This is a genomic window from Streptomyces sp. 4N124 (assembly GCF_052245395.1).
Classification (GTDB): Bacteria; Actinomycetota; Actinomycetes; order Streptomycetales; family Streptomycetaceae; genus Streptomyces.
Genome location: NZ_JBQQBS010000079.1, coordinates 13316 through 37338 on the forward strand (window position 1 = coordinate 13316; position 24023 = coordinate 37338).

Annotated in this window: 23 protein-coding genes and 2 pseudogenes; 13 read left to right on the forward strand and 12 right to left on the reverse strand. The window is 67.6% G+C overall.

All coding sequences use genetic code 11. The features are described 5' to 3' along the window. Nucleotides 1-111: 111 nt before the first annotated feature. Together ACTWQO_RS43810 and ACTWQO_RS43815 are read right to left on the reverse strand one after the other, a co-directional pair. Entirely contained in the window at nucleotides 112-861 is a 750-nt protein-coding gene (locus ACTWQO_RS43810; RefSeq protein WP_443242968.1) for a polysaccharide lyase, read from the reverse strand. A gap of 3 nt (nucleotides 862-864) precedes the next feature. Beyond that, nucleotides 865-1536 (reverse strand): polysaccharide lyase family 7 protein, encoded by a 672-nt coding sequence (locus ACTWQO_RS43815; RefSeq protein WP_443242969.1) that lies wholly within the window; start codon nucleotides 1534-1536, stop codon nucleotides 865-867. A gap of 531 nt (nucleotides 1537-2067) precedes the next feature. Between ACTWQO_RS43815 and ACTWQO_RS43820 the strand changes: the two genes are divergently transcribed. The 8 genes from ACTWQO_RS43820 to ACTWQO_RS43855 all read left to right on the forward strand — a co-directional run bounded on the left by ACTWQO_RS43820 (nucleotide 2068) and on the right by ACTWQO_RS43855 (nucleotide 11153). Next, the gene (locus tag ACTWQO_RS43820) at nucleotides 2068-2208 is read left to right on the forward strand and encodes a hypothetical protein (RefSeq protein WP_443242970.1); all 141 of its coding nucleotides are present in this window, start codon (nucleotides 2068-2070) and stop codon (nucleotides 2206-2208) included. A 383-nt stretch (nucleotides 2209-2591) separates the two neighbouring features. Then, the gene (locus ACTWQO_RS43825) at nucleotides 2592-3812 is read left to right on the forward strand and encodes a glycoside hydrolase family 88/105 protein (RefSeq protein ID WP_443242971.1); all 1221 of its coding nucleotides are present in this window, start codon (nucleotides 2592-2594) and stop codon (nucleotides 3810-3812) included. Further along, the gene (locus ACTWQO_RS43830; RefSeq protein WP_443242972.1) at nucleotides 3809-4600 is read left to right on the forward strand and encodes a Tat pathway signal sequence domain protein; all 792 of its coding nucleotides are present in this window, start codon (nucleotides 3809-3811) and stop codon (nucleotides 4598-4600) included. The genes ACTWQO_RS43825 and ACTWQO_RS43830 overlap by 4 nt, the downstream gene beginning before the upstream one ends. A 537-nt stretch (nucleotides 4601-5137) precedes the next feature. Beyond that, a complete protein-coding gene (locus tag ACTWQO_RS43835) occupies nucleotides 5138-5293 on the forward strand; it encodes a hypothetical protein (RefSeq protein WP_443242973.1) in 156 nt (51 codons plus the stop codon). A gap of 68 nt (nucleotides 5294-5361) precedes the next feature. After that, nucleotides 5362-6372, forward strand: a complete 1011-nt coding sequence (locus ACTWQO_RS43840) for a chitinase (RefSeq protein WP_443242974.1) — start codon at nucleotides 5362-5364, stop codon at nucleotides 6370-6372. A gap of 14 nt (nucleotides 6373-6386) precedes the next feature. Beyond that, nucleotides 6387-8423, forward strand: a complete 2037-nt coding sequence (locus tag ACTWQO_RS43845; RefSeq protein ID WP_443242975.1) for a PQQ-dependent sugar dehydrogenase — start codon at nucleotides 6387-6389, stop codon at nucleotides 8421-8423. Nucleotides 8424-8612: 189 nt separating this feature from the next. Then, the gene (locus ACTWQO_RS43850; RefSeq protein WP_443242976.1) at nucleotides 8613-9218 is read left to right on the forward strand and encodes a dihydrofolate reductase family protein; all 606 of its coding nucleotides are present in this window, start codon (nucleotides 8613-8615) and stop codon (nucleotides 9216-9218) included. Between the two features lie 603 nt (nucleotides 9219-9821). Then, the gene (locus tag ACTWQO_RS43855) at nucleotides 9822-11153 is read left to right on the forward strand and encodes a hypothetical protein (RefSeq protein ID WP_443242977.1); all 1332 of its coding nucleotides are present in this window, start codon (nucleotides 9822-9824) and stop codon (nucleotides 11151-11153) included. Nucleotides 11154-11370: 217 nt separating this feature from the next. On the opposite strand, the gene ACTWQO_RS43860 is transcribed toward ACTWQO_RS43855, so the two are convergent. After that, on the reverse strand, nucleotides 11371-12156 hold the full coding sequence (locus ACTWQO_RS43860) for a S1 RNA-binding domain-containing protein (protein WP_443242978.1): 786 nt from the start codon (nucleotides 12154-12156) through the stop codon (nucleotides 11371-11373). Nucleotides 12157-12377: 221 nt separating this feature from the next. Between ACTWQO_RS43860 and ACTWQO_RS43865 the strand changes: the two genes are divergently transcribed. Both ACTWQO_RS43865 and ACTWQO_RS43870 read left to right on the forward strand, forming a co-directional pair. Next, on the forward strand, nucleotides 12378-12719 hold the full coding sequence (locus ACTWQO_RS43865; protein WP_443242979.1) for a hypothetical protein: 342 nt from the start codon (nucleotides 12378-12380) through the stop codon (nucleotides 12717-12719). Nucleotides 12720-12844: 125 nt separating this feature from the next. Beyond that, on the forward strand, nucleotides 12845-13153 hold the full coding sequence (locus ACTWQO_RS43870) for a hypothetical protein (RefSeq protein ID WP_443242980.1): 309 nt from the start codon (nucleotides 12845-12847) through the stop codon (nucleotides 13151-13153). A gap of 286 nt (nucleotides 13154-13439) precedes the next feature. Here the strand turns inward: ACTWQO_RS43870 and ACTWQO_RS43875 are convergent, their stop codons facing one another. The 7 genes from ACTWQO_RS43875 to ACTWQO_RS43905 all read right to left on the reverse strand — a co-directional run bounded on the left by ACTWQO_RS43875 (nucleotide 13440) and on the right by ACTWQO_RS43905 (nucleotide 20859). Further along, the gene (locus ACTWQO_RS43875; protein ID WP_443242981.1) at nucleotides 13440-13913 is read right to left on the reverse strand and encodes a GNAT family N-acetyltransferase; all 474 of its coding nucleotides are present in this window, start codon (nucleotides 13911-13913) and stop codon (nucleotides 13440-13442) included. 341 nt (nucleotides 13914-14254) lie between these two features. Continuing rightward, a complete protein-coding gene (locus tag ACTWQO_RS43880) occupies nucleotides 14255-14806 on the reverse strand; it encodes a hypothetical protein (RefSeq protein WP_443242982.1) in 552 nt (183 codons plus the stop codon). Nucleotides 14807-15197: 391 nt separating this feature from the next. Beyond that, on the reverse strand, nucleotides 15198-15929 hold the full coding sequence (locus tag ACTWQO_RS43885) for a dienelactone hydrolase family protein (protein WP_443242983.1): 732 nt from the start codon (nucleotides 15927-15929) through the stop codon (nucleotides 15198-15200). An 83-nt stretch (nucleotides 15930-16012) separates the two neighbouring features. Continuing rightward, nucleotides 16013-16882 carry a site-specific integrase gene (locus ACTWQO_RS43890; RefSeq protein WP_443242990.1) on the reverse strand — a complete coding sequence of 290 codons (870 nt, stop codon included), beginning with the start codon at nucleotides 16880-16882 and terminating at the stop codon, nucleotides 16013-16015. Between the two features lie 223 nt (nucleotides 16883-17105). Further along, nucleotides 17106-18110 (reverse strand): MerR family transcriptional regulator, encoded by a 1005-nt coding sequence (locus tag ACTWQO_RS43895; RefSeq protein ID WP_443242984.1) that lies wholly within the window; start codon nucleotides 18108-18110, stop codon nucleotides 17106-17108. Between the two features lie 3 nt (nucleotides 18111-18113). Beyond that, a complete protein-coding gene (locus tag ACTWQO_RS43900) occupies nucleotides 18114-18785 on the reverse strand; it encodes a HEAT repeat domain-containing protein (protein ID WP_443242985.1) in 672 nt (223 codons plus the stop codon). A 139-nt stretch (nucleotides 18786-18924) separates the two neighbouring features. Then, nucleotides 18925-20859, reverse strand: coding sequence for a helix-turn-helix domain-containing protein (locus ACTWQO_RS43905; RefSeq protein WP_443242986.1), 1935 nt, complete (start codon nucleotides 20857-20859; stop codon nucleotides 18925-18927). 167 nt (nucleotides 20860-21026) lie between these two features. On the opposite strand from ACTWQO_RS43905, the pseudogene ACTWQO_RS43910 reads away from it, so the two are divergent. The 3 genes and pseudogenes from ACTWQO_RS43910 to ACTWQO_RS43920 form a co-directional block, all read left to right on the forward strand. Continuing rightward, nucleotides 21027-21173, forward strand: a pseudogene (locus ACTWQO_RS43910) (FAD-dependent monooxygenase); the annotation flags it as partial. Between the two features lie 201 nt (nucleotides 21174-21374). Then, nucleotides 21375-22286 carry a YceI family protein gene (locus tag ACTWQO_RS43915; RefSeq protein ID WP_443242987.1) on the forward strand — a complete coding sequence of 304 codons (912 nt, stop codon included), beginning with the start codon at nucleotides 21375-21377 and terminating at the stop codon, nucleotides 22284-22286. Between the two features lie 9 nt (nucleotides 22287-22295). Next, complete coding sequence (locus ACTWQO_RS43920; RefSeq protein ID WP_443242988.1) at nucleotides 22296-22859, forward strand: hypothetical protein; 564 nt, start codon at nucleotides 22296-22298, stop codon at nucleotides 22857-22859. Nucleotides 22860-23117: 258 nt separating this feature from the next. On the opposite strand, the gene ACTWQO_RS43925 is transcribed toward ACTWQO_RS43920, so the two are convergent. After that, entirely contained in the window at nucleotides 23118-23795 is a 678-nt protein-coding gene (locus ACTWQO_RS43925) for a response regulator (protein ID WP_443242989.1), read from the reverse strand. Beyond that, a pseudogene (locus ACTWQO_RS43930) lies at nucleotides 23792-24023 on the reverse strand (hypothetical protein); the annotation flags it as partial. The gene ACTWQO_RS43925 and the pseudogene ACTWQO_RS43930, both read right to left, overlap by 4 nt.

Genomic DNA, 24023 nt, shown 5'->3' on the forward strand with positions numbered 1-24023 from the left:
GGGGGCGGCTTCGACGGCCCCGGGCAGCGCGGCGATCGCCGTGCCGCCCGGCACCGATCCGGGGGCCTCCAAGGTGCGACAGTTGCTCACGGTCCTCGAACGACATGTGCGTCAAGCCCAGTTGGCCGGTTCGGCAAGGGCGTAGGCGGAGGCGATCCTGTGGTTGTCGTGCAGGATCGTCAGCGTCCGCGGGCCGCTCGGCGTCCCGTCACGCCAGGCCGTGCAGTAGATCCCGTTGGACCAGCGGATCGTCCGCGAGGTGGACGGCAGGACGGTGATGCCGGTGCGGCTCACCGTCTTCGTGCCGTTCAGCCACACCTCGAAGGCGCCCTGGCCGTCGCCGGCGAGCTTCAGCCGGGTGACGATCCTGATCCAGGTACCCCGCAGGCCACTGATCGACCCGGCCGTCCCCTTGATACCGCCGGAGCCACCGAACCGGATCGTGGACCCCATGACGAACATCAACAGCCAGGGTCCTTCGGGGTCTTCGGGCGACCACTGCTGGAAGGTGACGTTCTGGTCGTGGAACGTCCAGTCGGACGCTAGGCGGATGGCCTGTCCGTAGTAGCGGTCCTCGCCGACGCTCTGCGCTCCTCGTCGGATCACCTCGGAGTGGTAGCCGCCGGTCTCCTCGATGTACGTCTGGGTCGCCGCGAGGCCGTGCGCGCCTTTGTACGTGGGTGAGTCGACGGTCTCGATCACGCCGTCCTTCTGCGCGTAGGCATGGTCCCAGCCCTCGACGCTGCCACGGTTCTGGAAGTAGACCTCGTCAGCGGCGTCCGCCCGTCCCGGCAGCAGTGTGGCGCCGACACCGGCGAGGCCGAGTCCGCCGAGCGCGGTGATTACCCTTCGTCTCCGCATGGCTCACCGCGTCCAGTACGTGATGTTGCGGAAGCGCGCCTCGGCGCGGCCGCTGCCGTGGTGGTAGACGCCGTTCTTGAAGTGGCGGGTGGCAGGTCCCCGGTCTTCGGTCGTCAGGACCGGCTCGTCGTCGAAGTAGACCTTGACGCTGCCGTTGGAGGCGTTGTGCGCGAGCTTGACGTTGAACCAGGTGTCGTACGCGTTGGTCTTCAGGACCGTGCGGTCATAGGCCCGCACCGTGCCGCCGCCGGCGCTGTAGGCGTTGAGCATGAAGTCCGTGGCAGGTGTGCCCTCAGGGTGGATCACACGGAGGATCTGCACGAAGGTCGCGCCGTTCGTGCCGGACGGGATGTACACGTCGGCGTCCCACATGTGCTGTCCGGAGGTGTACTGCTGCCTCCATCGCATCTCGGTGCGCGGGTCGGTGGAACTGCCCTGTGACATGGGCTCGTCGGTGCTGTACACCCACATCCGGTGGACGCCGCCGCTGTTGCTGTAACGGTCGCTCAGATCCAGGTTCCACGGCTTCTGCATGCCGTAGGTGAAAGCGGTCTTGTTCCAGCCGTCCGTGGGTGAGGCGGCTGCGGCGGCGGACGTCGAGGAGGTCATCGCCCAGGCGGCGCCTCCGGCGAGTAAGCCACCGGCGGCCAGAACCGTGCGTCTTGTGGGGTGCATGTCAATCCTTCCCGGTTGGCGTCATGCGTGTCGTGGTCGAGCGGGCGAATCACAGGAACGTTGCATATTCATCGGATCTATCGACCTGGTGCAGCGTAGGACTGGCTGCATAGGGCGTCAATATTCACAGTGAGCCGAAAAATAGATCCGATGTACGAGGGTGGCGTGCAGGGACTGGCGGCGGGTAAGCGCGCCTGCGTAACCGCCAACTGCTCGCCTGGGCATGCTCGCGGGCGGCCTTGATCGCGAGCTATTGAACCTTCGGTCGTCGGTTGGGTACTCCGATCGCCGAACGATCACGGGCCACGGCGCATTCCTGGCCGGTGGGTTCGCCGTGATTGCTGAGTGCGGACCGGAGATTGGCCAGAAATGGATCCGACCTTATCGGTCCGGACCATTGACCACGTCCACCCACACCGGAACTCTATTGCACACTACTGAACGCAGTACGCACATGTGAACGCCAGCTCCTGCCTGGGATCGCTCTTGAACCCCACACCCCTCGTTTCTCGGGAAAGCGGGTACGCACACATGAACGAGGCAGCGTACGACACCCAGCACACGGAACGGATCATTCTGGAGACATCGGAGGACCTGGTGTCGGAGACACCCAGGTATCTGGTCGTCGAGACCGCCCTGGAGGTCACCGCCCACCCACTCGGCGACCGGTAACGGGCGTGCCCGCAACGTCTGTCCGCGACGACGGCAGCGCGGCCCGCTGGAGGACTCCCGAATTCACCGAGTCAATGTCGCGCTGCACCACACCAATGGCGACGCCCTCGACAAGCTGATCAGCCTCGCCCCGAACTGGGGCGCCGAACGCATCGAGCCGGCCAACACCCGGTTCTCTCGACGCACTCAACGTCACACAGCGCCAACTTGCCCAGATCCGGCGGGAGTCGAAGGCCTACAACGCCTACCGGGCAGGACTGGATGCGGGCTCCCTGCCGCACCTGCGCCCTGCGCACCACCGACCTCGCCTACACCTATCGAGCCTATTGAGCCCTTTGAGCCCGTCGAGCCGATTGAGGTCGACCCTGGTGAGAGGAAGGATCATGAGACGTCTGAGCGCCGCGCTGACGGCCGGCGCGCTCGCCACCGCCGGGCTGCTGACGGTCACCGCGACCGCCCCGGTAACTCCCCTGGAGCACACGGCTGTCGCGCGACCGGCCACCGCCGCCGACTGGTCCGTCGCCATGGTCGACTCGACGACGGCCCGCTACACGCCGAGCACCATCGGCGGCTGGTCGTACCCCGTCGGCCTGTATCTCTACGGGCAGTACCTCACCTATCAGCGCACGCACAACGCGCGCTATCTCTCGTACATCAAGAGCTATGTCGACCGCTTCGTGAAGAGCGACGGATCGATGGACCAGGGCTTCAACAGCCTCGACAGCATGCAGGCCGGACGGCTGCTGGTGATCCTGCACCGCGAGACCGGCGAGGACCGCTACCGCAAGGCGGCCAAGAAGATCCGTGACCGGCTCGACACCTTCCCGCGCACGTCCGACGGCGGCTTCTGGCACGCCGACACCAGCAGCCGCGCCCATCAGCTCTGGTCGGACGGCGTCTACATGGTGAACCCGTTCCTCGTCGAGTACGGCAAGGAGTTCGGGGACTCGGCGTACGCGAACGACGAGGCCGCCAAGCAGCTGTACGTGTACGGCAGGCACCTTCAGGTGTCCAACGGCCTGTTGAAGCACGCCTACGACGAGTCGAAGACCGCCAGCTGGGCCGATCCCGGAACGGGACTCGCCCCCGAGCACTGGTGCAGGGCGGTCGGCTGGTACTCGATGGCGATCGTCAACGTGCTGGACGCGCTGCCCATGAACCACGTACGCCGACCTCAACTCATCGGAATTCTGCGGGACTTGGCGAAAGGCCTGGAAAAGTACCAGGACCCGGCGACCGGCCGCTGGTTCCAGGTCATCGACAAGGGCAGCAGGAGCGACAACTGGACCGAGACCTCCTGCTCCAGCATGTTCACCTACGCCCTCTCGCGCGGCGCCCAGCAGGGCTACCTCCACGCGCACTACAAGTCCATCGCCCAGCGCGGCTATGAGGGCGTCCTCGCCAAGATCTCGCTCGGCTCCGACGGGCGCACCAACCTCACCGACATCTCCATCGGCACCAACGTCGGCGACTACGCCTTCTACATCGCCCGGCCTCGGGAGACCAACGACTTCCACGGTCTCGGCGCCTTTCTGATCATGAACGAGCAGCTCAGAACACGAGCTGGGGACCAACCCACTCAGGACGAGGTGAGTCAGCCATGAGCACATCCAGAAGGACTCTGCTGGGCGCGGCGCTCGGCGTCGGCGCAGGGGCCGCAGTCGGCGGCCTTCCCGCCACCACCGCACACGCCGCCTCCTGGCAGCAGAAGTGGGCACCGTCGGCGAGCAGCGACAAGCTCGGCGCCTTCGAGACCATCGAGGACGACCGCGCCGACTCGCACCCAAGCGCCGCCCCGCACATCTACGCCACCGGCAACAACTGGCGCTTCAACATGCACACCGTCGACCGGGACACCTCCACGGACCGCCAGCGCCACGAGGTGACCGGCCTGCGCAACGGCAGCGGCAGCAACTACCTCAAGTGGACCGAGGGGCAGACCTGGCGGGTCACGTACTCGATGTACATACCGAGTTCGCTGAAGGCGACCACCACCTTCACACACATCATGCAGATGAAGCAGCCTGGTGCCGGAAGCTCCCCGATCGTCGTGCAGTCGCTCCGCCGGGTGAACGGCGTGCAGACCATCGAGCTGAAGCTGTTCGAGGACGACATCCTCGTCGGGCGCACGGATCTGGAGCCGCTGCACAACAAATGGATCGACGTCGACTTCCAGCTCAAGGTCGGCAACGGCTCGGCGGGCTCGGTCCGCTGGATCCTCAAGAACGGCTCGACCACCGTCATCGACAAGTCGAAGACCGGCGTCGACACCTTCCTCGCCGACCGCGTCCGCCCGAAGTGGGGCATCTACCGCTCCCTCGGCGACACCTCGGGGTCTCTGCAGGACTGCTACCTCCTGCTCAGCAATCTGCGCGGCTACCAACTCGTGTAAGGAGCCGCCCCATGCGGCAGCGCAAGCGAGGGGCGGCGACCGTGTTCTTCGCGTTCGCCATCGTGCTCGGGCTGACCCAGCCCTCCGCGCCAGCCACCCCCCGACTGTGGCGGCACGGTCCGCTTCCGGCCGGCAAGTACAAGGCCAAGAACAGCACCCACATGAAGAGCGAGGTCACGCTCCAGGTCGACAAAGGCGCCACCATCCAGGGCTCCAGCGCCGACACCAACGGCGCGCAGGAGTACGTCAACTCGTGGGCGAAGCAGTTCGTTTCCTGGGGCGTCGACTACCTGAGGATCGACGGGGTGGGCAGCCAGGACATCCCGGCGTCCACGCCTGAGGCAAGGCGCACGGTCCGGGCTCGAACGGCAGCGGCAACCCCCTCACTGACTGGGCGCACGGCTGCGCCCGTTTCACCTCGGCCGCCAACTGGCAGCAGACGCGGGCCGCGGCGGCAGGAACGACCTGGACTCGCTGGAGATCGGCAGCGACGACCAGGTCTGCAACACCGGCACCTCCGGCAACTCCACGGTCAGCGTGAACTGGTCGCAGGTCGGGTTCACAGGTTCCGGCGACGTCACGGACCTGTGGTCGGGCTCCGACAAGGACGCGATCACCAACTCGTACAGCGCGACCCTCCGGCCCGGCGAGACCCGTCTGTTCTTCCAGCTTCGGGACACTTGCGTCCTCTGACAGTTAGGAATCTTTCCTAACACCCGCAACGAGTACATCCCACCCCCCACTCCAGGAGGACGATCCACGTGCATACCGCCGCACATCCACGCAGTCCCGGCGTGGCCCTCGCCGCCCTGTTGGGGCTCTTGCTGTCGCTGCTGTTCGCCACGCCGCAGGCGTCGCACGCGGCCACGTCGAGACCCCTTGCCGCCCCGGGCATGGCCGTCGCGCCGTACGAGTACCTCGGCTGGGGCAGCCCGCAGAACCCGACCTCGGTGATGTCTGCGACCGGCGTCAAATGGTTCACGCTCGCCTTCATCCTCTCCGACGGTTCCTGCAACCCGAAGTGGGACGGCTCGCGTCCGCTGACCGGCGGCAACGACCAGTCGCAGATCAACACGATCCGGGCGGCCGGCGGTGACGTCATCGTCTCCGTCGGCGGCTGGAGCGGGGCGAAACTCGGCGAGAAGTGCTCCAGCGCCTCGGCGCTGGCCGGCGCGTACCAGAAGGTCATCAACGCGTACGGCCTCAAGGTCATCGACATCGACATCGAGAACACCGAGTGGTCCAACGCGACGGTCCGGCAGCGGGTGATCGACGCGCTGAAGATCGTGAAGGCGAACAACTCCGGCCTGAAGACCATCATCACCTTCGGCACGACGACCAGCGGCCCGGACTCCACCGGCGTCGACATGATCCGACGCGGAGCCAATTCCGGTCTGGCGAACGACATCTGGTGCATTATGCCGTTCGACTTCGGAGGCGGCTCCAGCAACATGGGCACACTGACCACCCAGGCCATGGAGGGCCTCAAGGCGCGAGTCAAGTCCGCGTACGGCTACGCCGACTCGGCGGCGTACGCACACATCGGGCTGTCGTCGATGAACGGCAAGACCGACGTCTCGGGCGAACTCGTCCGTGTCGCGGACTTCAAGACCATGCTCGCCTACGCCCAGCAGCACCGCATCGCCCGCCTCACGTACTGGTCCGTCAACCGCGACCGGGCCTGCGGCTCCGGCTCCGCCGGTGACGCGTGCAGCGGCGTCTCGCAGCAGCCGTACGACTACCTCAAAGTCTTCGCCCAGTACACGGGCTGAAGGGAGGGTCAACCATGAAGATCTTCCGTCGGATCGCCGCGAGCACGGCCGTGCTGCTCGGTGCCGGACTCGTCCAGGCCGTACCGGGGGCCGCCGCGGCGGCCCCCACCCGCTACGAGGCGGAGAACGCGTCATACGTCTCGGGCTCCACCGTCGACGACAACTTCGCCGGCTACTCCGGCACCGGCTTCGTGAACACCCCGAACTCGGCGGGCAGTTACGTCGAGTTCACCGTCAACGCCGTCGGCGCGGGCAACGCGAAGCTCGCCCTGCGGTACGCCAACGGCACGACGGCGGACCGCCCGGCCGACATCGCGGTCAACGGCACCGTGGTCAAGTCCGGCTACTCGTTCCCGTCCACCGGCACCTGGTCCGCCTGGACCACGACGACGGTCTCCGTCCCGGTCAACGCGGGCAGCAACAAGATCCGGCTCACCGCGACGGCCTCGGGCGGCCTGGCCAACACCGACTATCTCGACTTCGAACTCTCCTCCACCGACGCGCAGGTCCCGAGCCGTCCCGGGCAGCCCAGTTGCTCGGCGATCACCGAGGACGGGCTCACCCTGTCCTGGGGTGCCTCGACCGACAACGTGGGCGTGGCCGCGTACGACATCTACGAGCACGGCAACAAGATCAGCGAGGCCGCGGGCAGTGCGACCTCCAAGGCGCTGACCGGGCTGAGCCCGAACACCACCTACAACCTGACGGTCATCGCCAGGGACGCGGCCGGTAACGCCTCGGCCGCCAGCCCGGTCGTGGACTGCACGACGGCGAAGAGCACCGACACCACCGCGCCGAGCAGGCCCGGCACGCTGTCGGCCGCCAACGTGACCGCCGGAAGCGCCGAGTTGAGCTGGGGCGCCTCGACGGACGACAAGGCGGTCGTCGGCTATGACGTACGCAGCGGCACCACCGTCTACAAGACCGTCACGGGTACGTCGACCTCGCTGACCGGGCTCGCCTGCAACAGCCCGTACGGGCTGAACGTGGTGGCGCGCGATGCGGCGGGCAATGTGTCCGAGCAGAGCAACACCGTCAGCTTCACTACGAAGGCGTGTGTGACGGACGGCGGTGTCCCCTCGTCGATCGCCACCGTCTCCAGCGGCTGGACCATCCCCTGGGGCACTTACTGGATGCCCGACGGACAGACCGCGTTGGTCACCGAGCGGGACGACTTCCGGGTATGGAAGGTGACCAAGGACGGAACGAAGACGCAGGTCGGTACCGTGCCGAACGCCGTCACGACCAACGGCGAAGGCGGACTGCTGGGCGTGGCGGTCGACCCCAAGTGGGAGACCAACCACTACCTGTACTTCATGCACACGGCGTCCGAGGGCAACCGGGTCGTCCGCATGACGTACAACGGCAGCTCGCTGACCGGCTACACAGTCCTCCTCCAGGGCATCAAGAAGAATCGCTACCACAACGGCGGCCGGCTCGTCTTCGGCCCCGACGGTTATCTGTACGTCTCGACCGGCGAGGCCCAGACGCCCGACCTCGCGCAGGACAAGAACTCGCTCAACGGCAAGATCCTGCGCATGACCACGGACGGAAAGGCCGCCCCCGGCAACCCGTTCAACAACTACGTCTACAGCTACGGTCACCGCAATCCGCAGGGCCTCGCCTTCGACCGCAACGGGCGCCTGTGGGAAGCGGAGTTCGGCAACAGCTCCAAGGACGAGCTGAACCTGATCAAGCCGGGCGCCAACTACGGCTGGCCGACCTGCGAGGGCACGTGTGATGTGTCCGGCATGACCAACCCGAAGAAGACGTGGAACGTCTCCGAGGCCTCTCCGAGCGGTATCGCCATCGTCCGCAACGTCATTTACATGGCATCCCTGCGCGGGGAGCGACTGTGGCGGATCCCGATCACCGGTGACACGGAGAACGTCGGTACGGCGACGGCGTACTACGTGGGCACGTACGGGCGCCTTCGTACGGTCACCAAGGTGCCGGGCGCCGACCAGCTCTGGCTCTCGACGACGAACAGCGACAACAACGGAGGCGAGGCGGACGGCTCGGACAAGATCTTCCGGGTGAGCATCAGCTAGGACCCGAAACGTGGCCAAGCCGCTGTGTTGAGTACCGTCCCGCCGCCCCCGTTCCGGGAGCGGCGGGATCGATCGCCTGTCTACGGCTCGCCGATCCCGGGGCCGCCCTCGGAGCGCTCGGCCCGCGGAAGTTCCGCCGATGAGTTTCCGGCGGAGGTGCCGTCTACCCGTCAACGAAGGGAGCGCACCATGCGCAAGATCATCGTTTGCACGTTCCTGACGCTGGACGGCGTCATGCAGGCGCCGGGCGGTCCGGACGAGGACGCTGAGAGCGGCTTCGAGCACGGCGGCTGGCAGAAACCGGTGGCCGACGACGAGGTCGGTGCGGCCATCGCCGGTTGGTACGAGCACTCCGACGCGATGCTGCTCGGCCGCAAGACGTACGAGATCTTCGCGTCGTACTGGCCGACCGCCGATCCCGACAACCCGTTCACCCATCGGATGAACAGCATGCACAAGTACGTGGCGTCTCGGACCCTGACGTCCGTCGGGTGGCAGAACTCCACGCTGCTGGAGGGCGACATCGTCGATGCCATACACAAGCTGAAGGCGTCCGACGGCGGCAACATCAACGTCGTCGGCAGCGGCGACCTCGCCCAGACCCTCATGCGGCACGGCCTCGTCGACGAATACCGGCTGACCATCCATCCGGTGATCATCGGCACCGGCAAGCGGCTGTTCGCCGACGGAGCGATCCCCACCGCGCTGGAGCCGGTCAGCGTCTCGACGACGAAGGGCGGCACCATCGTCGGCGTCTACCGGCCGCACGGTAAGCCCAGCTACGACAGCTACTAAAGGCGCCCCGCGCTCGGCCCGACTCTGAGGCAACCTGCCGACGCCGGCCACTCCCAGCCCAGTCCCCGCGCCGTCTTCGCCGTGATCGACCACCTGCGCCAGGTAGAGGGCTCCCCCCGACATCACGAATTCAATCTCAGTAGTTGAGTCAGCCTATGTCCGCTGCGTCGGTCAACCCGATGGGATCGGGGAGGGCCGGGGCATTGCGGAGAGTGAGCTCTGCTCGGAACGGGAGCGGGCGAGGAGCGCGGCGAGATCGCCGGTGGTCTCGGGGCCGGCGGCGGTGAGCCGGGCCGCGAACGCCAGCTGGTCGACGCCGGCGCCCGGCGCGAGGTGCGCGAGTTCGGTGAGCAGCGCGGCATGGGCGAGCAGCCCGCACAGTCACAGGCGACGGCCCCACCGTGCTGGTGACAACAAGCCTGCCTTTGTGACAACTACCGTGCTTCGGCTCAAGGACAGGTTGTGACTGAGCACTTCAGTTGGCGAGTTTCGCCACGTACCGTGCTCAGGCTGACAGCGCCCTGCCCGAGCCTTTGTGTCATGTGGGATGATCGGCCGCATGATCGAAGCTCCAGCGCGGAAGGGCGGCCTCCGCCCCGCTCGATGACGTGGCCGGACGAGGCCGTGGCCGACGGCACCGCCACGACACCCGCCCACCCTTCCCGCATCGCGCTCTTCGAGGCGATACGCGCCGACCGCACCGGCCCCGTCGCCACCCGGCTGCTCCACCTCGCCCACGCCGACACCCCCTTCGTGCGCCGAGAGGCCTTGGACCTCCTCGACAGCCTGGCCCGCGAACGGCCCTGGCCGGAGGCCGTCAACACCGCGGTGGCCCGGCTCAGTGACCCCGACGAGGAGGTACGGCGCCGAGCCGCGTGCCTCTTCGGCTACCGCGGGCAACCCGGCCTGGTTCTCGCGGCCCTCGGCGAACTCGCCGATCCTGTCGTGCGCACCATCCTGGCCAGGGCGCTTGGGCCGACTGCCGCCCACCTGACGGATGATGACCTCGCGTCGGTCCGCTTCCTCGCCCACCTGGAGACGCTACGCGCAGCGCCACCCACTCGATGGCGTTCCCTGGACGCCGCACTCCTCGACGACGTCCGGGAGGCCGCGCACCACCTGGAGGACATCGGGCACATCTGGGGCGAGGCTCTGTACGGACTGAGGCGCGAGCACGACACCTATACCCTCGTGGCCCGCCTCCTCGCCGCCCCCGCAACTCGGGACATCGGCGCCGATCTGGCCCGCGAGGCGTGCCACGACTGGCGCGTGGCCCCGGTCAGGCTGCTGCCGCTGCTCGTCCAGCACCGCGGCCAGACGGTCACCCCGGCTCTTGGTTCGGCCCTCACGACAGCCTCGATCTCCGAGGCGGCGAAGCGGACACACAGAGCTCTCCTCGCCGAAGTCCCCTGCACACCGTCCCCGAGGGCCCGCCGGATGTCGTCCACCGCGACAGCGCACGACAGCGCATCCAGCGCCGCGCTCCTCGCCTCCGAGCCTGTGGGCATCACCCGTCTCGCTCACGCCTCCGAGATCTTCGGGGCCCTCATGGACGCGGGCCCGCTGACCTTCCGACAGGCGGCCCAGCTATACAACCTGACCTTCCGTCGCCCCGGCCGCTCGCAGGCGGAGTGCGCCCCGCTGTGGCTGCGGCACGCCGGTCCCTCCACACTGCCGCGGCTGCTCGCCCTCATGACACCACACCTGGCCGACTACGCGATCGGCGAGCACTACCTGGCAGGTCTCGCCCGAATGGGCGGCCACGCACGCCCCGCACTGCCGGCCGTGACGGCGCTGATCGACAGACGTACCCGCATCCCCGTCAATGACTCCACCCGCGACGCCGAGATGAGACTGGACGAAAGTCTGCTGGCCGCCGCTCTCAGCACCCGCCGCGCGATCCTCGCGGACGCCCTTCCGCCGCCTTCCCAATAGCCGCCAGCTCAAGTCCTTCACCCACCAAGCGAAACGCTCAGTCACACCAGCGCGACCAAGTGTAATCTGGCTGGAAAAGTGAGGCTGGACACGTTGGTTGGAACCGGTGAGGCTCGGCGAGCTGGTCGTTTCTGGCCGGTGGGACACGCTTGTTGACACCAAGTGGTCACGCTTCTTGCAACCACCCGCGAGTTGACAGTCTTCTTGGGACAGTTCGCTAGATTCTGTCCGCTCCACCAGCGGCGCCCAGCCGCACCCGGTGGCGCTGGAGGTCGACCTCGGCGACCTTCACCGTGATCAGCTCGCCTTCATCAACAAGCTGATCCGGGGTCTCGACCGGTTCATCAGTCAGCTCCGAGAGGTGAAGGAACCCCACAACGTCGGGAGCAAGCTGCACGAACACACCAAATGGAACGATCTTGGTGATCGGCCCGGTGAGAACGCGGCCGACCTGATCCGCAAACCGGATGAGTGGGTCCTCCTGCAGAGCCTTCAACGAGAGCGTGACCTGTCCGGAGCGCGTCTCGGTGATGATCACCTCAGCGGTGATCCGCTGGCCGGCTTCGACTGCCTCGAAGGGGTGGTTGATCCAGCCCCACGTCAGGTCCGGCACCCGGATGAAGCCGGTGCAGAGACCGTTCGGTTCGCCATCGATGTGAACGAAGACCCCGAAGTTGTGAACTTCGGCGACCGTCCCAGCCACGACCTGCCCTCGTTCGACCGCGAGGAGGAAGGACCGTAGGGCCGGAATCTCGCATGCCCTGGCGGAGAGGTGGAGCTCACCTTCGCGCCAACGCCCGATCTCTTCGGCGTCGATCTCCTGGCCGACCCCGAACAGCTCGGATGGATGCTCCACCCGACGTATCGACGCCTCATGCCCAGGAATCCGACCGATCTCGGCTTTCTCCCCTTCGGCATCTACGAGCTGCACCAGGATGTCCGCTCCGTCGAACCCGGTGACCTTCACCGTTCTCACGGCCCCCGGCCGGAGCTGGTTGATCAAGGACTGCAGGCGAGGGTCAGGGGCTGGCTCGGAAATGGAGGTGAGCCTAGTCGGCCGCCGGTCGGACTGGTTCCAACCCTCGTGACCAGGTTCCAACCAGCGTGTCACGGCTCAAAAAGTCGCACCCCGCCCTCCGCTCCAGTCGCCAACTCGCGCGTTCACTCGCCAACGGCTTGGCGCGCTCGCGGGATTGGGCGTGCGAGTACTCCGAGGATGGTGCCGTGGTGCGGCTTCCGCGGGCCGAGGTGCTGTTGGCTCGGGGCGTTGAGGCCAGTGTGATGTCGAGACTCTGGCCAGTACCGAGAGTAATAGCAAGCTTTCGCCCCTATGCGGCCGACTCGATCGACTTCGACGTTGACCTTCGGGAGCTCCAGGGCCAGGTGCAACTGAACGTGTTGTGCGGCTTCCTGCGGGCGATCGGACGTTCCTTGGACAAATCTGTAGTGCTCGCGCCAGAGGCTGACCCCGGGCACCCGGTGCTCGGCTTCGATGTCGGCGCGGACCGTGTGGTGTTGCTGGCTGACCCGCACTTCACCGAGTGGCACCGGTCCCCGTTGTGCTGAACTCGGCGTCGTCCGCAGGCCGGGAGCCGGCGGAGCCGGGAACCGCATAGGCTGCAGCGGTGATCGTCCGATGCATCAAAATCATCCAACCCGGGACCTCGACGGTAGTGAGCGAGCATCCAGGCGTGCGGATCGGCGAGGAGTACCCGGTCCTCGAAGTGTCCGCCGCCCGGCCCAGCGTCCTGTTCCGTCTTCCTGACCGCAGTGCGAGGCGAGACGAGATCGACTCCCCTGGACTGTGGGACGCAGCCATGTTCGAGATCGTGTCTGATCGGATGCCGACCTGTTGGGTCATCGGACTGAGCGACGGCAGGCTGGCCCTGGCGCCCCAGGAGTGGCAGCGACCTGGTTTCTGGGAGGACTTCTTCGATCACCTGCCGGATGCGGTCGCCGAATATGACCGGCTCAAGGCCCAGATCATCGCGGAGGCGTGAGAACCTAACCAAGGGCAGCGACCCCGTCCTCACCTCGGCCGACTTGGGCTCGCAGACGTTCTGCCTGCTGTTTCTTGTCGTCGATGTGCCTCAGGCTCTCCTGCAGGCCGGCGACCTCGCGGAGCCATTGCATCCGCTGGGCCTCTCCCAGGCGCTGACGGGTGTTGGTCTCGATCTCCAGCAGCCGAGGTTCCTGGGCAGGTCCAGCCGGAGCATGGGGCACCTGACACAGGCTTATCTGAACTCCCGGATGATCTCTTGGGATGGACATCACTGGGCGCTCCTCCTATTGATCAGGAGGTGCTTCGGCTGATGGCAGGGGCTTACGGAGGATGAAGTTGAGGCCGAACTCGGTCTCACTCTCGCGGACATCGGTGTAGCCCAGTTTGAGGTAGAACTGGTGAGCGGTGATGCTGGCGCCGGTCTCCATGTGGTCGTATCCGTCGCGCGCGGCCAGGGCCTCGATGTGTCGCATGAGTTGACGACCTATCCCTCGCTGGGCCAGATCGGGATCGACGAACATCGTGTAGACCTTGTTGCCGTCTCGGGAGACGGTGCCGACGACTCTGGCGTCCTCGGCCACGTAGACGAGGCGGCTGCTTGACAGTTCGATGAACCGCTCGGCTGTGAAGTGCGCGCACATCTTGTCGATGATGTCGGCCGGATAGTCATGGCTGTTCACTTCTCGCAGGCAGCGTTGGACGATCTCGGCGAGTCGTGGTGCATCATCGGGACGGAACAGCCGGACTCCGATCGCCATGGCGCCTCCTCATGGGTGCTCGCTGGGGTGACCTGAATGTCTCAGATTCGGCCTCGCCGATTATTGGCTCTTGGCGACGGTGGGAATACCGAGGTCGACTGGGGTGCGACTGTGGGTACTTCGGTCAATCTGAATCAGCTTGTCCTCAGCTCCGGCGAGGCTGACTCGTAGTCCTTCGACCTCGCCGAGCCAGTCTTCCCGTTCGGCTTCGGCGATCCGTTCGCGAAGATTGTCGCGGATCTCGACCAACCGTGCCCGCTGGGCCGGGTCTGGTCGAAGGAGTGAGCATCTGACACAAGCTTCTCTGAACTACGCGCGCGGCATGGCTCTTGGGGCGGCGGTCAGCGCTGCCAGAGGAACGCGGCCTCGCTGCAGGGCTGGCAGTGGAAGAGGTATCCGCGGCCCCCGCCGCCGAAGTTCGCGGAGGTGGCGTAGTCGTAACCCTCCTTCAGCTCGGCCGTGAATGTCATGCGGGTGGCGCACTCGGGGCAGTCGGGGGTCTCGTCACCCTGAATCCAGCCAGGCTCGCCGCCCAGCCGTCCGAGGACCGGCTCCTCCGTGGGATTGTCAGCGGGATGGAGGCGCAGAGCGGTCACCGCGCCCAGGAGCGTCTCGCCGTCGGCCGGGACAGTGGCCAGGGTGAGCTCACCGGAGAACAGGTAGGCGCGGTTGGCGCCGGCAGTGGCGTCCCAGTCGTCGCACATCCCGGGATCGTTCTGGCAGAAGAACACTGCGACCACGCCGATGTCGAGGGGAAGATGGGCGAGGAACTGCATGGCCCCACCGCACTCGCGGCACCTCGGCCAGACGAATTCCCCCGGGACGAGCGGGACTCCGCCGGTGCGCGGCGCGGGCGCGTCGGCAGTGGTCTCTCCGTCGTAGATCAGCAGCATGGCCACAGCCTAAGGTCAGTCTTTTGGGTCAGGGATCGGGGTCGGGTTTCCAGTGGGGGCGGCGGTCTGGCCGAACGCCGGCATGCCGAGACTGACGGCCGTCGATCGCCGGGCCGCTTCGGCACCGAGCTGAGCCAGCTTGTCCTGGGCGCCAGCAAGGCTGACCTTCAGACCCTCAACCTCGCCCAGCCAGCCTTCCCGCTCGGCCTCGGCGATCCGGGCGATGAGGTTGTCGCGGATGTCGACCAGCCGTGCTCGTTGGGTCGGGTCCGGTCGCAGGAGTGAGCATCTGACACAAGCTTCTCTGAACTAGCTAGTGCCGTGTCAGGCGACGTTCGTCCTGGTGACGATCCCGCGTAGGCGCTCGTCGGCGACGTGTACTACAGACGTATCAGCCCAGATGTCGGGTGAAGAACCGCAGCGAGTCGTCCATCTCGAACCGCGGCAGATCCCCGTGCTTGCCGGGGTTGGCGTGCAGTGTCTTCTCGGCTGAACCGATGGCCTCGAACAACGCCAGGCTCTGTGCACGGGGCATCCGCTCATCGTCCCACTGGACCAGAAATTGCACCGGCATGGTGATCTGCGCGGCGGTCCCGACCAGCGCGGGCGCCCCTTGCAGGCCCAGCACCGCGGCGCGGACTCGAGGTTCTGCGGCGACGAACGGTATACCGAGCGCGCAGCCCAGCGACACGCCCCAATAGCCCACCGGTCCGCCGCCGATATGGTCGAGTTGCTGGAGTGCGGTCAAGGCCGCCTGCCATTCCGCGACGGTCTGCCCGGCCACGAGCGTGTACATGGCGGTGTCCAGCGCAGCCGTATCCTCTCCGGCGGCCATACGCGCCCGGTACTCGGTCGCGATCCGGTCGAACTCCTCGTCCGTCGGGCGCTCGCCGTGGTTGGGCACGTCGAGCGCGGCGACCGCGAACCCGCCCTCGGCGGCGAAGCGATGCGCGCGGGCCAGAATGCCGGGGGCCTTCTTGTGTTGCCCGCCGCCGTGTCCCATCACGATCAGGGGGCGGGTGCCGTGGGCGTCTTCCGGCGTCCACAGCACGCCGGGGATCTCATCGAGGATGAAGAGCTGCTCGGTCACGCCGCCCAACGACGTTTTGGAGATGAAGCGCATAGAGTTTCAAGCCTTTCGGGGCACTTCTTTGAACACGCTCTCGATGCCGGTTGAGGGCCATGCGGCAGCCCATCTTCGTGGATTCATCGATCACCACGCATGGTGGGGATGCCAAGGTCCACGGCCGTATGCTGCCCGTGGCCCCGATCGAGCTGGCCGAGCTTCTCCTCGGCGCCAGCCAGGCTGACCTGGAGACCCTCGACCTCTCCGAGCCAGCCTTCGCGCTCGGCCTCGGCGATGCGGGCGACGAGGTTGTCGCGGATCTCCTCCAACCGGCCGCGCTGGGCCGGGTCCGGCCGGAGAAGCGAGCAACGAACGCAAGCGTGTTCATGAACACAGGGGCTTGAAAAGGCGCGGCCGCAGGTGCCGATGGAGACCTTGCGCTTCTCGAAGTGCGCGAGGAAAGCGTCCCATTCCTCCTCGGTCGGCGTCCGATACTCTTCGCTGGGCCGGCTGGCCCGGCGACGGGCGATGAAGGCGCGGTGGGCCTCGATGGTCTCGGCCGGGTAGATCGCCTTGTAGCCCATCGTCGTATCAAGACTCCGATGCCCGCAGAGCACTTGGGCGATGTGCGGTGGCAGGCCGTTCACAGGGTTTGGGGCGTTGGCCGCCTGTACCGACCGCCGAGCCGAAGTCTTCGCTCGCCTCGGTTTGACCGTCAGCTGGATCCAGCGGCTGAAGTCCCTGGCCTCGGCCCGGGTCGCTCGGTCCCAAGAAATGCCCACTGCCTGCAGGAACCGCCACCACCGGAGTAGATCCATTCCGTAGGAGCGGACCGTCGACGGGGCTTTCCCGGCCGCCAGCAACTCCTGGAAGTAGACGGCGACCGCTTCCACGTTCACACCATCGGGATCGACAAGCCGATACGGCTCGTACCGATCGCCGGTCTCCACCAGACGGCCCCACCGAGTAACCACCAACGTCGCCAGATCCCGCTCAGGGACATCGTCCATCACGACCGGTGACCGTAGCGACCGCAGGCGGCATCTGCCCCCTGAACTGCCCAATCCCCACTGCTCGTTCAGTCAACGGGGCGTGCTCGTGTTTGCAGGGAGTCCCGTAGGGGCGTCCGCAGGTGCCGAGTGCGACCTTGCGCAGGCCCCTTCGGAGGACGGCGACAGGTCCAGGATCCCTCCGCCCGCGGGACTCGTGCGGGGCAACCGGTGAAAGATTCTGTCACCCCACGTCGCGGAGCTGAAGAAGGTATATGGCAGTCAGTGCAACAGCACGGTCCTCGTCATGCGACAGCTCCACGAGGGCACGTGACGCAGTCGTCCCCGGAATGTCCGCCAGTGCTTGGGTCAGGCGCCCGCGTGCAGGTGCCTTGGTTGTGTCGTCGGCGAGGCGGTTGACGAGCCTCGTCGCGATCTGATCTGCCGTCGCGGTGTCGCTCGCCAGCACGCTCAACGCATCGGCTGCATCGGTGTCGTTCCTTCCCTCCACGATCATGTCGATGAGCACCGGGACCGCATCGGCCACACCACATGTACCGAGCGCCAAGGCCGCATACCTGCGGACCACGGCGTCGGGGTTCGCGAGGGCATCCCGCAGCTGCGCCGTAGCCGCATCACCAGGCATCTCGACGATGGCCTGAACGGCTCGCTCCCGCACCGCGGCCACCGGTGAGCTGAGGCCCTCTGCCAGCAGTGCCAGGGGATTGTCGTCCGATCGCGCCAACGCCCATCGCAGGGCCCCCGCGACGTTCGGCTCCGTCTCGCTGAGTGCCGCCTCGACCAGGGCCTCCACCGGCACCGGAACCTCGTCGCCCGAGGAGAGGACCGCGCGCTGGCGCACGTCGGCGCTCTTCGACCCCAGTGCTTGGAGGAGCGCAACGACCTGGAGCACATCCTCCCAGCCGACGGGGTCCGCGGCATGGATCCGGCGGAGCTGCGTGAGTAGCTCGGTCTCGGCCGCGATGCGATCGCGCGTCTGACGGATGAGGTCGCCGACGAGCGCCGAAGGCGTGAAATCGGGATCGTCGAGCGCTCGCCCGATCTCACGCAGCGACAGGCCCAGCGACCGCAGGCTCTCGATGTGGAAGATCCGCCGGATGTCCTCCGCGGAGTACTCCCGATAACCGGATCCCGTACGGCCCGAAGGCCGCACGAGGCCCAGCGATTCGTAGTGCCGGAGCATGCGGGCACTGACCCCGGACCGTTTGGCCACCTCACCGATCAGCACAGGTCAATTCTCTGTCTTGGGGGCTCCGGCGAGGGCCGCGACGCGCTTGGCCTCCTCGATCGCCAGCTCGAATCCGGCGTCGGGGTCCCGCAGCAGCCGTTGTGTGGCGAGCGCGTGCGCACGCACGCGCGGGTCATCAGCCGACGTCGCGGCGTGCAGGGCCGGCCCGGCCACTTCACCGAGCCCCACCAGCGCCTGGCTGAGACTCAGCTGCGTCTCCCGTTCACCGCGCCCGAGCTGCGTCGCCAGGCCCGTGGCCAGGGCGGGCTCCTCGCCTACCGGGACGAGCACGACCGCGGCCCGCCAGGCACTGCGCGCCACCTCGTCGTCGGCGTCCGACAACAGTGCCCGGGTGATCGCCTGCCACGCCTGCCCGTCCCCGATCTTGGACAGCGTGTGCAGCGCCTGGCTGCGTGCCTGCGCACGCTCGGAGCGGACCTCGCGGAGCAGCTTGGGGAGCGTCAGGGACACCGGGTGGCGGGTGAGCGCCCAGGTCAGCATGTCGCGGACGAAGAACTCGGGCTCGATCGCGCATCGTTCGACGAGCTTGTCGACGAAGCACGGGTCGGGCGCCGTGCCGACCGCCAGAGCGGCCCGCAGCCGCACGGACGAACGACTGTCCTCCAGCCCCTGGAGCGCTCGTATCGCATCCGTGTCCCCTCTCGTCATGGTCATCGGGACCACCTCCTTGGGAAGCAGTCAAAACCTTGTCACCGTGTCAAGGTCAAACGGGGTCGGCTGCCCGATCACGAGTCACTGAGAGGATGCCCTCGGGTGTAGTCCGAACCTGGACGGCGAACGGCGACGACACCACCTACCTGGTGTGAGCGGTTCGCACGCGATAGCTCCGCAGCTTCCGGTACAGCGTGGCGCGGGCGATGCCCAGGGCCGCCGCCGTGCGGGTCTTGTTGCCGCCATGAAGGCGTAGGGCTTCCAGGATGGCGGAGCGTTCGGCATGCTCCATCGGGCTGAGTGGCCGGGACGCCGGGCCCTCACGCACGGGGTCCGGCAACTCAGCACGCCGGACGGGGCCCGTCGCGAGACGACGCTCGGCCAACGCCCGTACCAAGTGGGCGAGTTCGGTGACATTGCCCGGCCACGAGTACTGCTCCAGGGCGCGCAACGCGTTCAGCGTCCAGGAGAGCGGGGGTCGTCCCGGCGCGGGCGCGGGAGTCAGGGACGTGATCAACTCCCTGATGTCATCGGGCCGTTCACGCAACGCGGGAAGCGTCACCGAGCGTGCTGCCAGGGTGTCCAGGAGCCGTTGGAGGCACGGACCCGGCGGCGTGCCGGGGGTGTAGGTGACCAGTAGGGGTACAGCCGGATGCGATGCGAGCAGCGAGTTGAGGGTCGCCGTGTCGAACTGCGCAAGACGCTCGACATGACGAATCAGGAGCGGGCGGCCCTTCACCAACTCGTCCATTGAGACGCTCAGTTCACCTTCTGCCGCGTCCACGATCAAAGGGTTCGAGACCAGTTCCCGTGCAAGTGACGTCTTCCCGGTGCCGCGCTCGCCGATGAGAAGCAGGGGCTCTGGAGACCTGCTCAACTCCATCGCGCGGCCGACCGCATGCCGCCAGGGCACCGATCGCCCGGCCAGTCCCACGACGGTGCGCGTGGCCGAAGCCACGACGCCATGACCCACCGGCTCCAGCACGGCCACCGCTCCGACGATCGAGCCCAGATGGCGCACAGGGGTGAGGGTCGCGTAGCAGCCCGTGCCGTCCGGGATTCGGATGCGGTACGTGGCCGAACTCGCCGTGGTGGTAGCCGCTTCGCGCCCTACGTCAAGGCCTGATGTCGCATGCGGGTCGGATGCCGAGGCTTCGGCAGTGCCTGGTGGCGGATCGGGCGCCGACCCGAGGCGGGCGGCGGGAATCGGTGAAAGGTCGATTCCGGGCACCGCAACCGTGCCTGGGGCGGCCGCGAACTCCGATGGCGCCCAGTGACCCGAGTCCTGCAGCAGGGCGACCGCGTTCCGCTCCAGTGCCTCCAGTCCCTCTGGCGACAGGAACTGCCCCGCCGCCTCGCTGACGAGCCGATTGAGACCGTCGACCGCGACGACCGCGCGAGTCCGCTCTCCTGCGGCCTGGAGGTATGCGTCCAGCAGCACCCGCTCAACCCCCCGCGACCGCGAGAGGAGTTCCGCCTCGACGGCGATCGTCGCGGCCTCGGCGAGCGGGGCCCCCGGATGCGGCCCACACTCGGCGCACAGGCGGGAGGTCACCGTAACTGTGCCCACTGCTTTTCCGGCCCCAGGTGCCCGTATCGGCACGCTGACCGCGGAGACCTCCTGCCACAGGTCGAGGAAGTGCTCGGGACCGTGCACCTCGGCGCGGCGGCGAATGTGCAGTGCACGGGCCGCACTGTTGTGGCCGACCACCTGTTCGGAGAGGTCCAGGCAGTAGCGACCGGCGGGCGCGCACCCGGTGGCCCACAGCACCCGCAGCGCCCCATCGGTGAGGACAAGCGACGCTTGCCCTGTGCCGACGGCGGGCGCGATCCGTTCAAGGACGGGCCGGGCCGCGGCCAGCAGTGCGGACTCGGGCGCTGGTCCAGAATGCCGCGACACGTCCAATTCCGGATCTGCCACGTCGTGCCGCACACCGAAGAACCGGGCGCGCTTCCAGGCCGCCACGACTTCTTCAGGCACCCCGTCGGGCAGTTCATGCCCCATCAGGAACAGCTCACGGGCCCTGCGCAGCGAAGCGAGCGCGGGGCGGGCGGAGGGATGCTCTGCGGTGGTCACGACGGCGCTCACCCTACCCGAGCGGTTGAACGCGCAACGATCCAGGCACGTATTCCCCGTGACACGGCCGACGCACTGTCTCTTATTGAGACACCCACGCCACCGCCTTCCCCTCCATGTTCTTGGAAGGTCGGCCCGTGTTCCCATTTGCCCTGGAGCGTTACCCCGTGCACACCGTCGAGCCCGATGTCGTGACCGACGTACTGATCGTCGGCAGCGGCCCCGCCGGCGCCTCCGTCGCACTCGCCCTGAGCACGTACGGCTTACCGAACATCGTCGTCACGCGCTGCGCGAGCCTCACCGGCACGCCCCGGACGCGCCCGGGGTCATGCCGACACTCGGCCGGCCCCTGAACACCGACGACGCGCCGGAAGCCTTGTGAGCTCTCCGCGGCCACCTCGATGCACCCGTTCCTGATTACCGCCTACAAGGAAGACCGGCCGTCGGGGCGGCCGTGACCGCACCGGGCTGCGGCCTGCACTCGAGCACCCCCACTGGACTGAAAGGTGAACTCCATGCCCCTCCGACTGCTCCGGCGGCGACTCAGCAACGCCTCCAGGGGCGCTGCAGGCCCCGCGCTTCCCGTTCCGGCCGGCGCGGGTGTCGTCGTTCGTGAGGTACTGGATCCGGTGAACCAGCCCCTGGGCGCCGCGGATGTGACGGTGACGGAACTCCGCAGCCACCAGGTCTCGGCACGCGGCACCACGGACCCGTACGGCCTCTTCATGGCCGTCCTGCCGCCTGGCAGCTACAGCCTGCTGGTCTCGGCCCAGGGGCTGGAACCGCACCGCGAGACCATCGAGGTCGTCGCGGACGCCGCCCCGTCCCCGCAACGTGTGTGGCTCCAGTCGGCGCGGCAGCTCGAACTCCCGGTCACCGGCACCTGGCTCTTCGACCCGCCGCACACGGCGATCCGCTTCATCGCCAAGCACGTCGGCATGGCCCATGTGCACGGCCGTTTCGAACGGTTCGAGGGCGGGATCCAGATCGTCGAGGACATGTCCCAGTCCCGCGTCCACGTGCGCATCGACGCGTCCAGCATCACCACGGGCAACAACACCCGGGACACGCACCTGCGTTCCGCCGACTTTCTCCATGTCGACCAGTTTCCGTACATCGACTTCACCAGCACCCGCTTCGCCTACCGAGGCGGCAGCAAGTGGACGCTGCAGGGCACTCTGACCATGCACGGCGTAAGCCGGTCGGTGGCGCTCGACACGACGTACCTGGGCATGGTGAACGGGGGCTACGGCGAGGAACTGCGCTGCGCTGCCCTGGCCAAGACGGAGCTGCACCGCGAGGACTACACGCTCAACTGGCGCTCGATGCTCGCGCGCGGCATCGCGGTCGTCGGGCCGACGGTCCAGCTTGAGCTGGACGTCCAAGCGATGTACCGCACGCATGACACACCGAAGCCTCCGCAGTAGTGGAGGTCCATGGGGAAGAAGCCTCGATCTCGCCGCTCGTTCACGCCGGAGTTCAAGTCCAAGACCGTCGAGCTGTGCAAGCGTGGTGACCGGCCGGTGGTGGTCGACGCGGGCGAGCAGGCCATCCACGAGGCCGTCGGTGGGGATCGGGTAGTGGGAGGGGACGACGGTGCGGAACCAGTAGCGGCCCTCGCCGTCCGTGCGGAACAGCCCGCGCCTGTCTCCCGGCGGCTGGGTGTCGGGGCTGTTGCACATCGTAGAAACCGTCCTCAGAGCACTGCCGCGCTCGCAGTGGGGCGACCCGGTCATGTGGAAGGGTCCGAGGACGGTGTTCTCGGTTCCCTCCTCGGACCCGTTCAGGGTCTCGACGAGGTGGCGGAGACGATCGTCCCGGCCGACCACGCCGACTGTGTGCTGCGGCTCGACGACGAGCAGGCGCAGCAGCCACTGGTTCGCGCGCACCGCGATCCCGCTCCGACCTCACCCGCGGCCCAGGCTTTCCTGCGGCTTGCGCTCGCCCGTCTGAGTCCGCACGACACCGACGGCCTCACCGCCGTGGCGACCCGGAACTGAGCGGGCCCCGGTCAGCCGGCTCGACGGGCACGGCTGACCGGGGCTGCCAGGTCACGCCTGAGGGACTTCCTGGGCAACCGTCGTCCGGCGGAGGGCGGGCAGCAGCCCGGCCGCCACCAGTGCCGAGCCGAGGCGAGGAGACCGACGGCGGAGGGGAGGCTGCGGTGGCCGACTCGACGGCGATCAACCGCGCCGGCACCCAAGGCTGACCACTACCCGCAGCCGACGGGGTCAGCCGGGGCACGGCTCAGAACATGGTCAGTCAGAGTCCGGCCCTTGCCCCCGAGCGAAGCCGGTCTGGTAGGCGATCACGACGAGTTGGGCGCGGTCCCGGGCGCCGAGCTTGGCCATGATGCGGTTCACGTGGGTCTTGGCGGTCCAGGGCGAGACGTGGAGCCGTTCGGCGATGGCGTCGTTGGAGAGACCGGCGGCCACGAGGACGAACACTTCACGCTCGCGCTCGGTCAGGCTCGTCAGTTCCGGCACCGGAGGGCCCTTGAGGTCCGGTACGGCGAGGTAGCTGGCGATGAGCGCCTTGGTCGCCTTCGGTGACAGCAGTGCCTCGCCCTGGGCGACCAGCCGGATGGCGTCGAGGAGGACGGTGGGCTCCACGCCCTTGCCGAGGAAGCCGCTGGCCCCGGCATGCAGCGCCTGGAAGACGTATTCGTCTGCTTCGAAGGTTGTCAGGATCAGCACCCGTACGCCTGCGAGGTCGTCGTCGGCCGTGATGGCACCGGTGGCGGCGAGGCCGTCCATGTCGGGCATCCGGATGTCCATCAGCACAACGTCGGCGAGGGTGCTGCGGGCCAGCCTGACCGCTTCCTCCCCCGTCGCCGCCTCTCCGACGACCTCCAGGTCCGGCTCCGCTTCGATGATCATGCGGAAGCTGGCACGGACGAGGGCTTGGTCGTCGGCGAGCAGAACGCGGATGGTCATGCGGGTCTCCCCTGCGGGGTGGTGGCATCCGGCTCTGCGGCGGCTCCGCTCGGAGCGTCCGCCGGTGTTTCGGCCTCCGGCAGCGGCAGACGCACGTCGACGCGGAAACGACCGTCGGTATCCGCTCCGGCGCGGAAGCTGCCGCCGACCGCGTGGGCGCGCTCGCGCATGCCCGTCAGCCCGTGGCCGGTGCCCTGGGCGTCCGGGACCGGGCCGGTGCCTACCGGG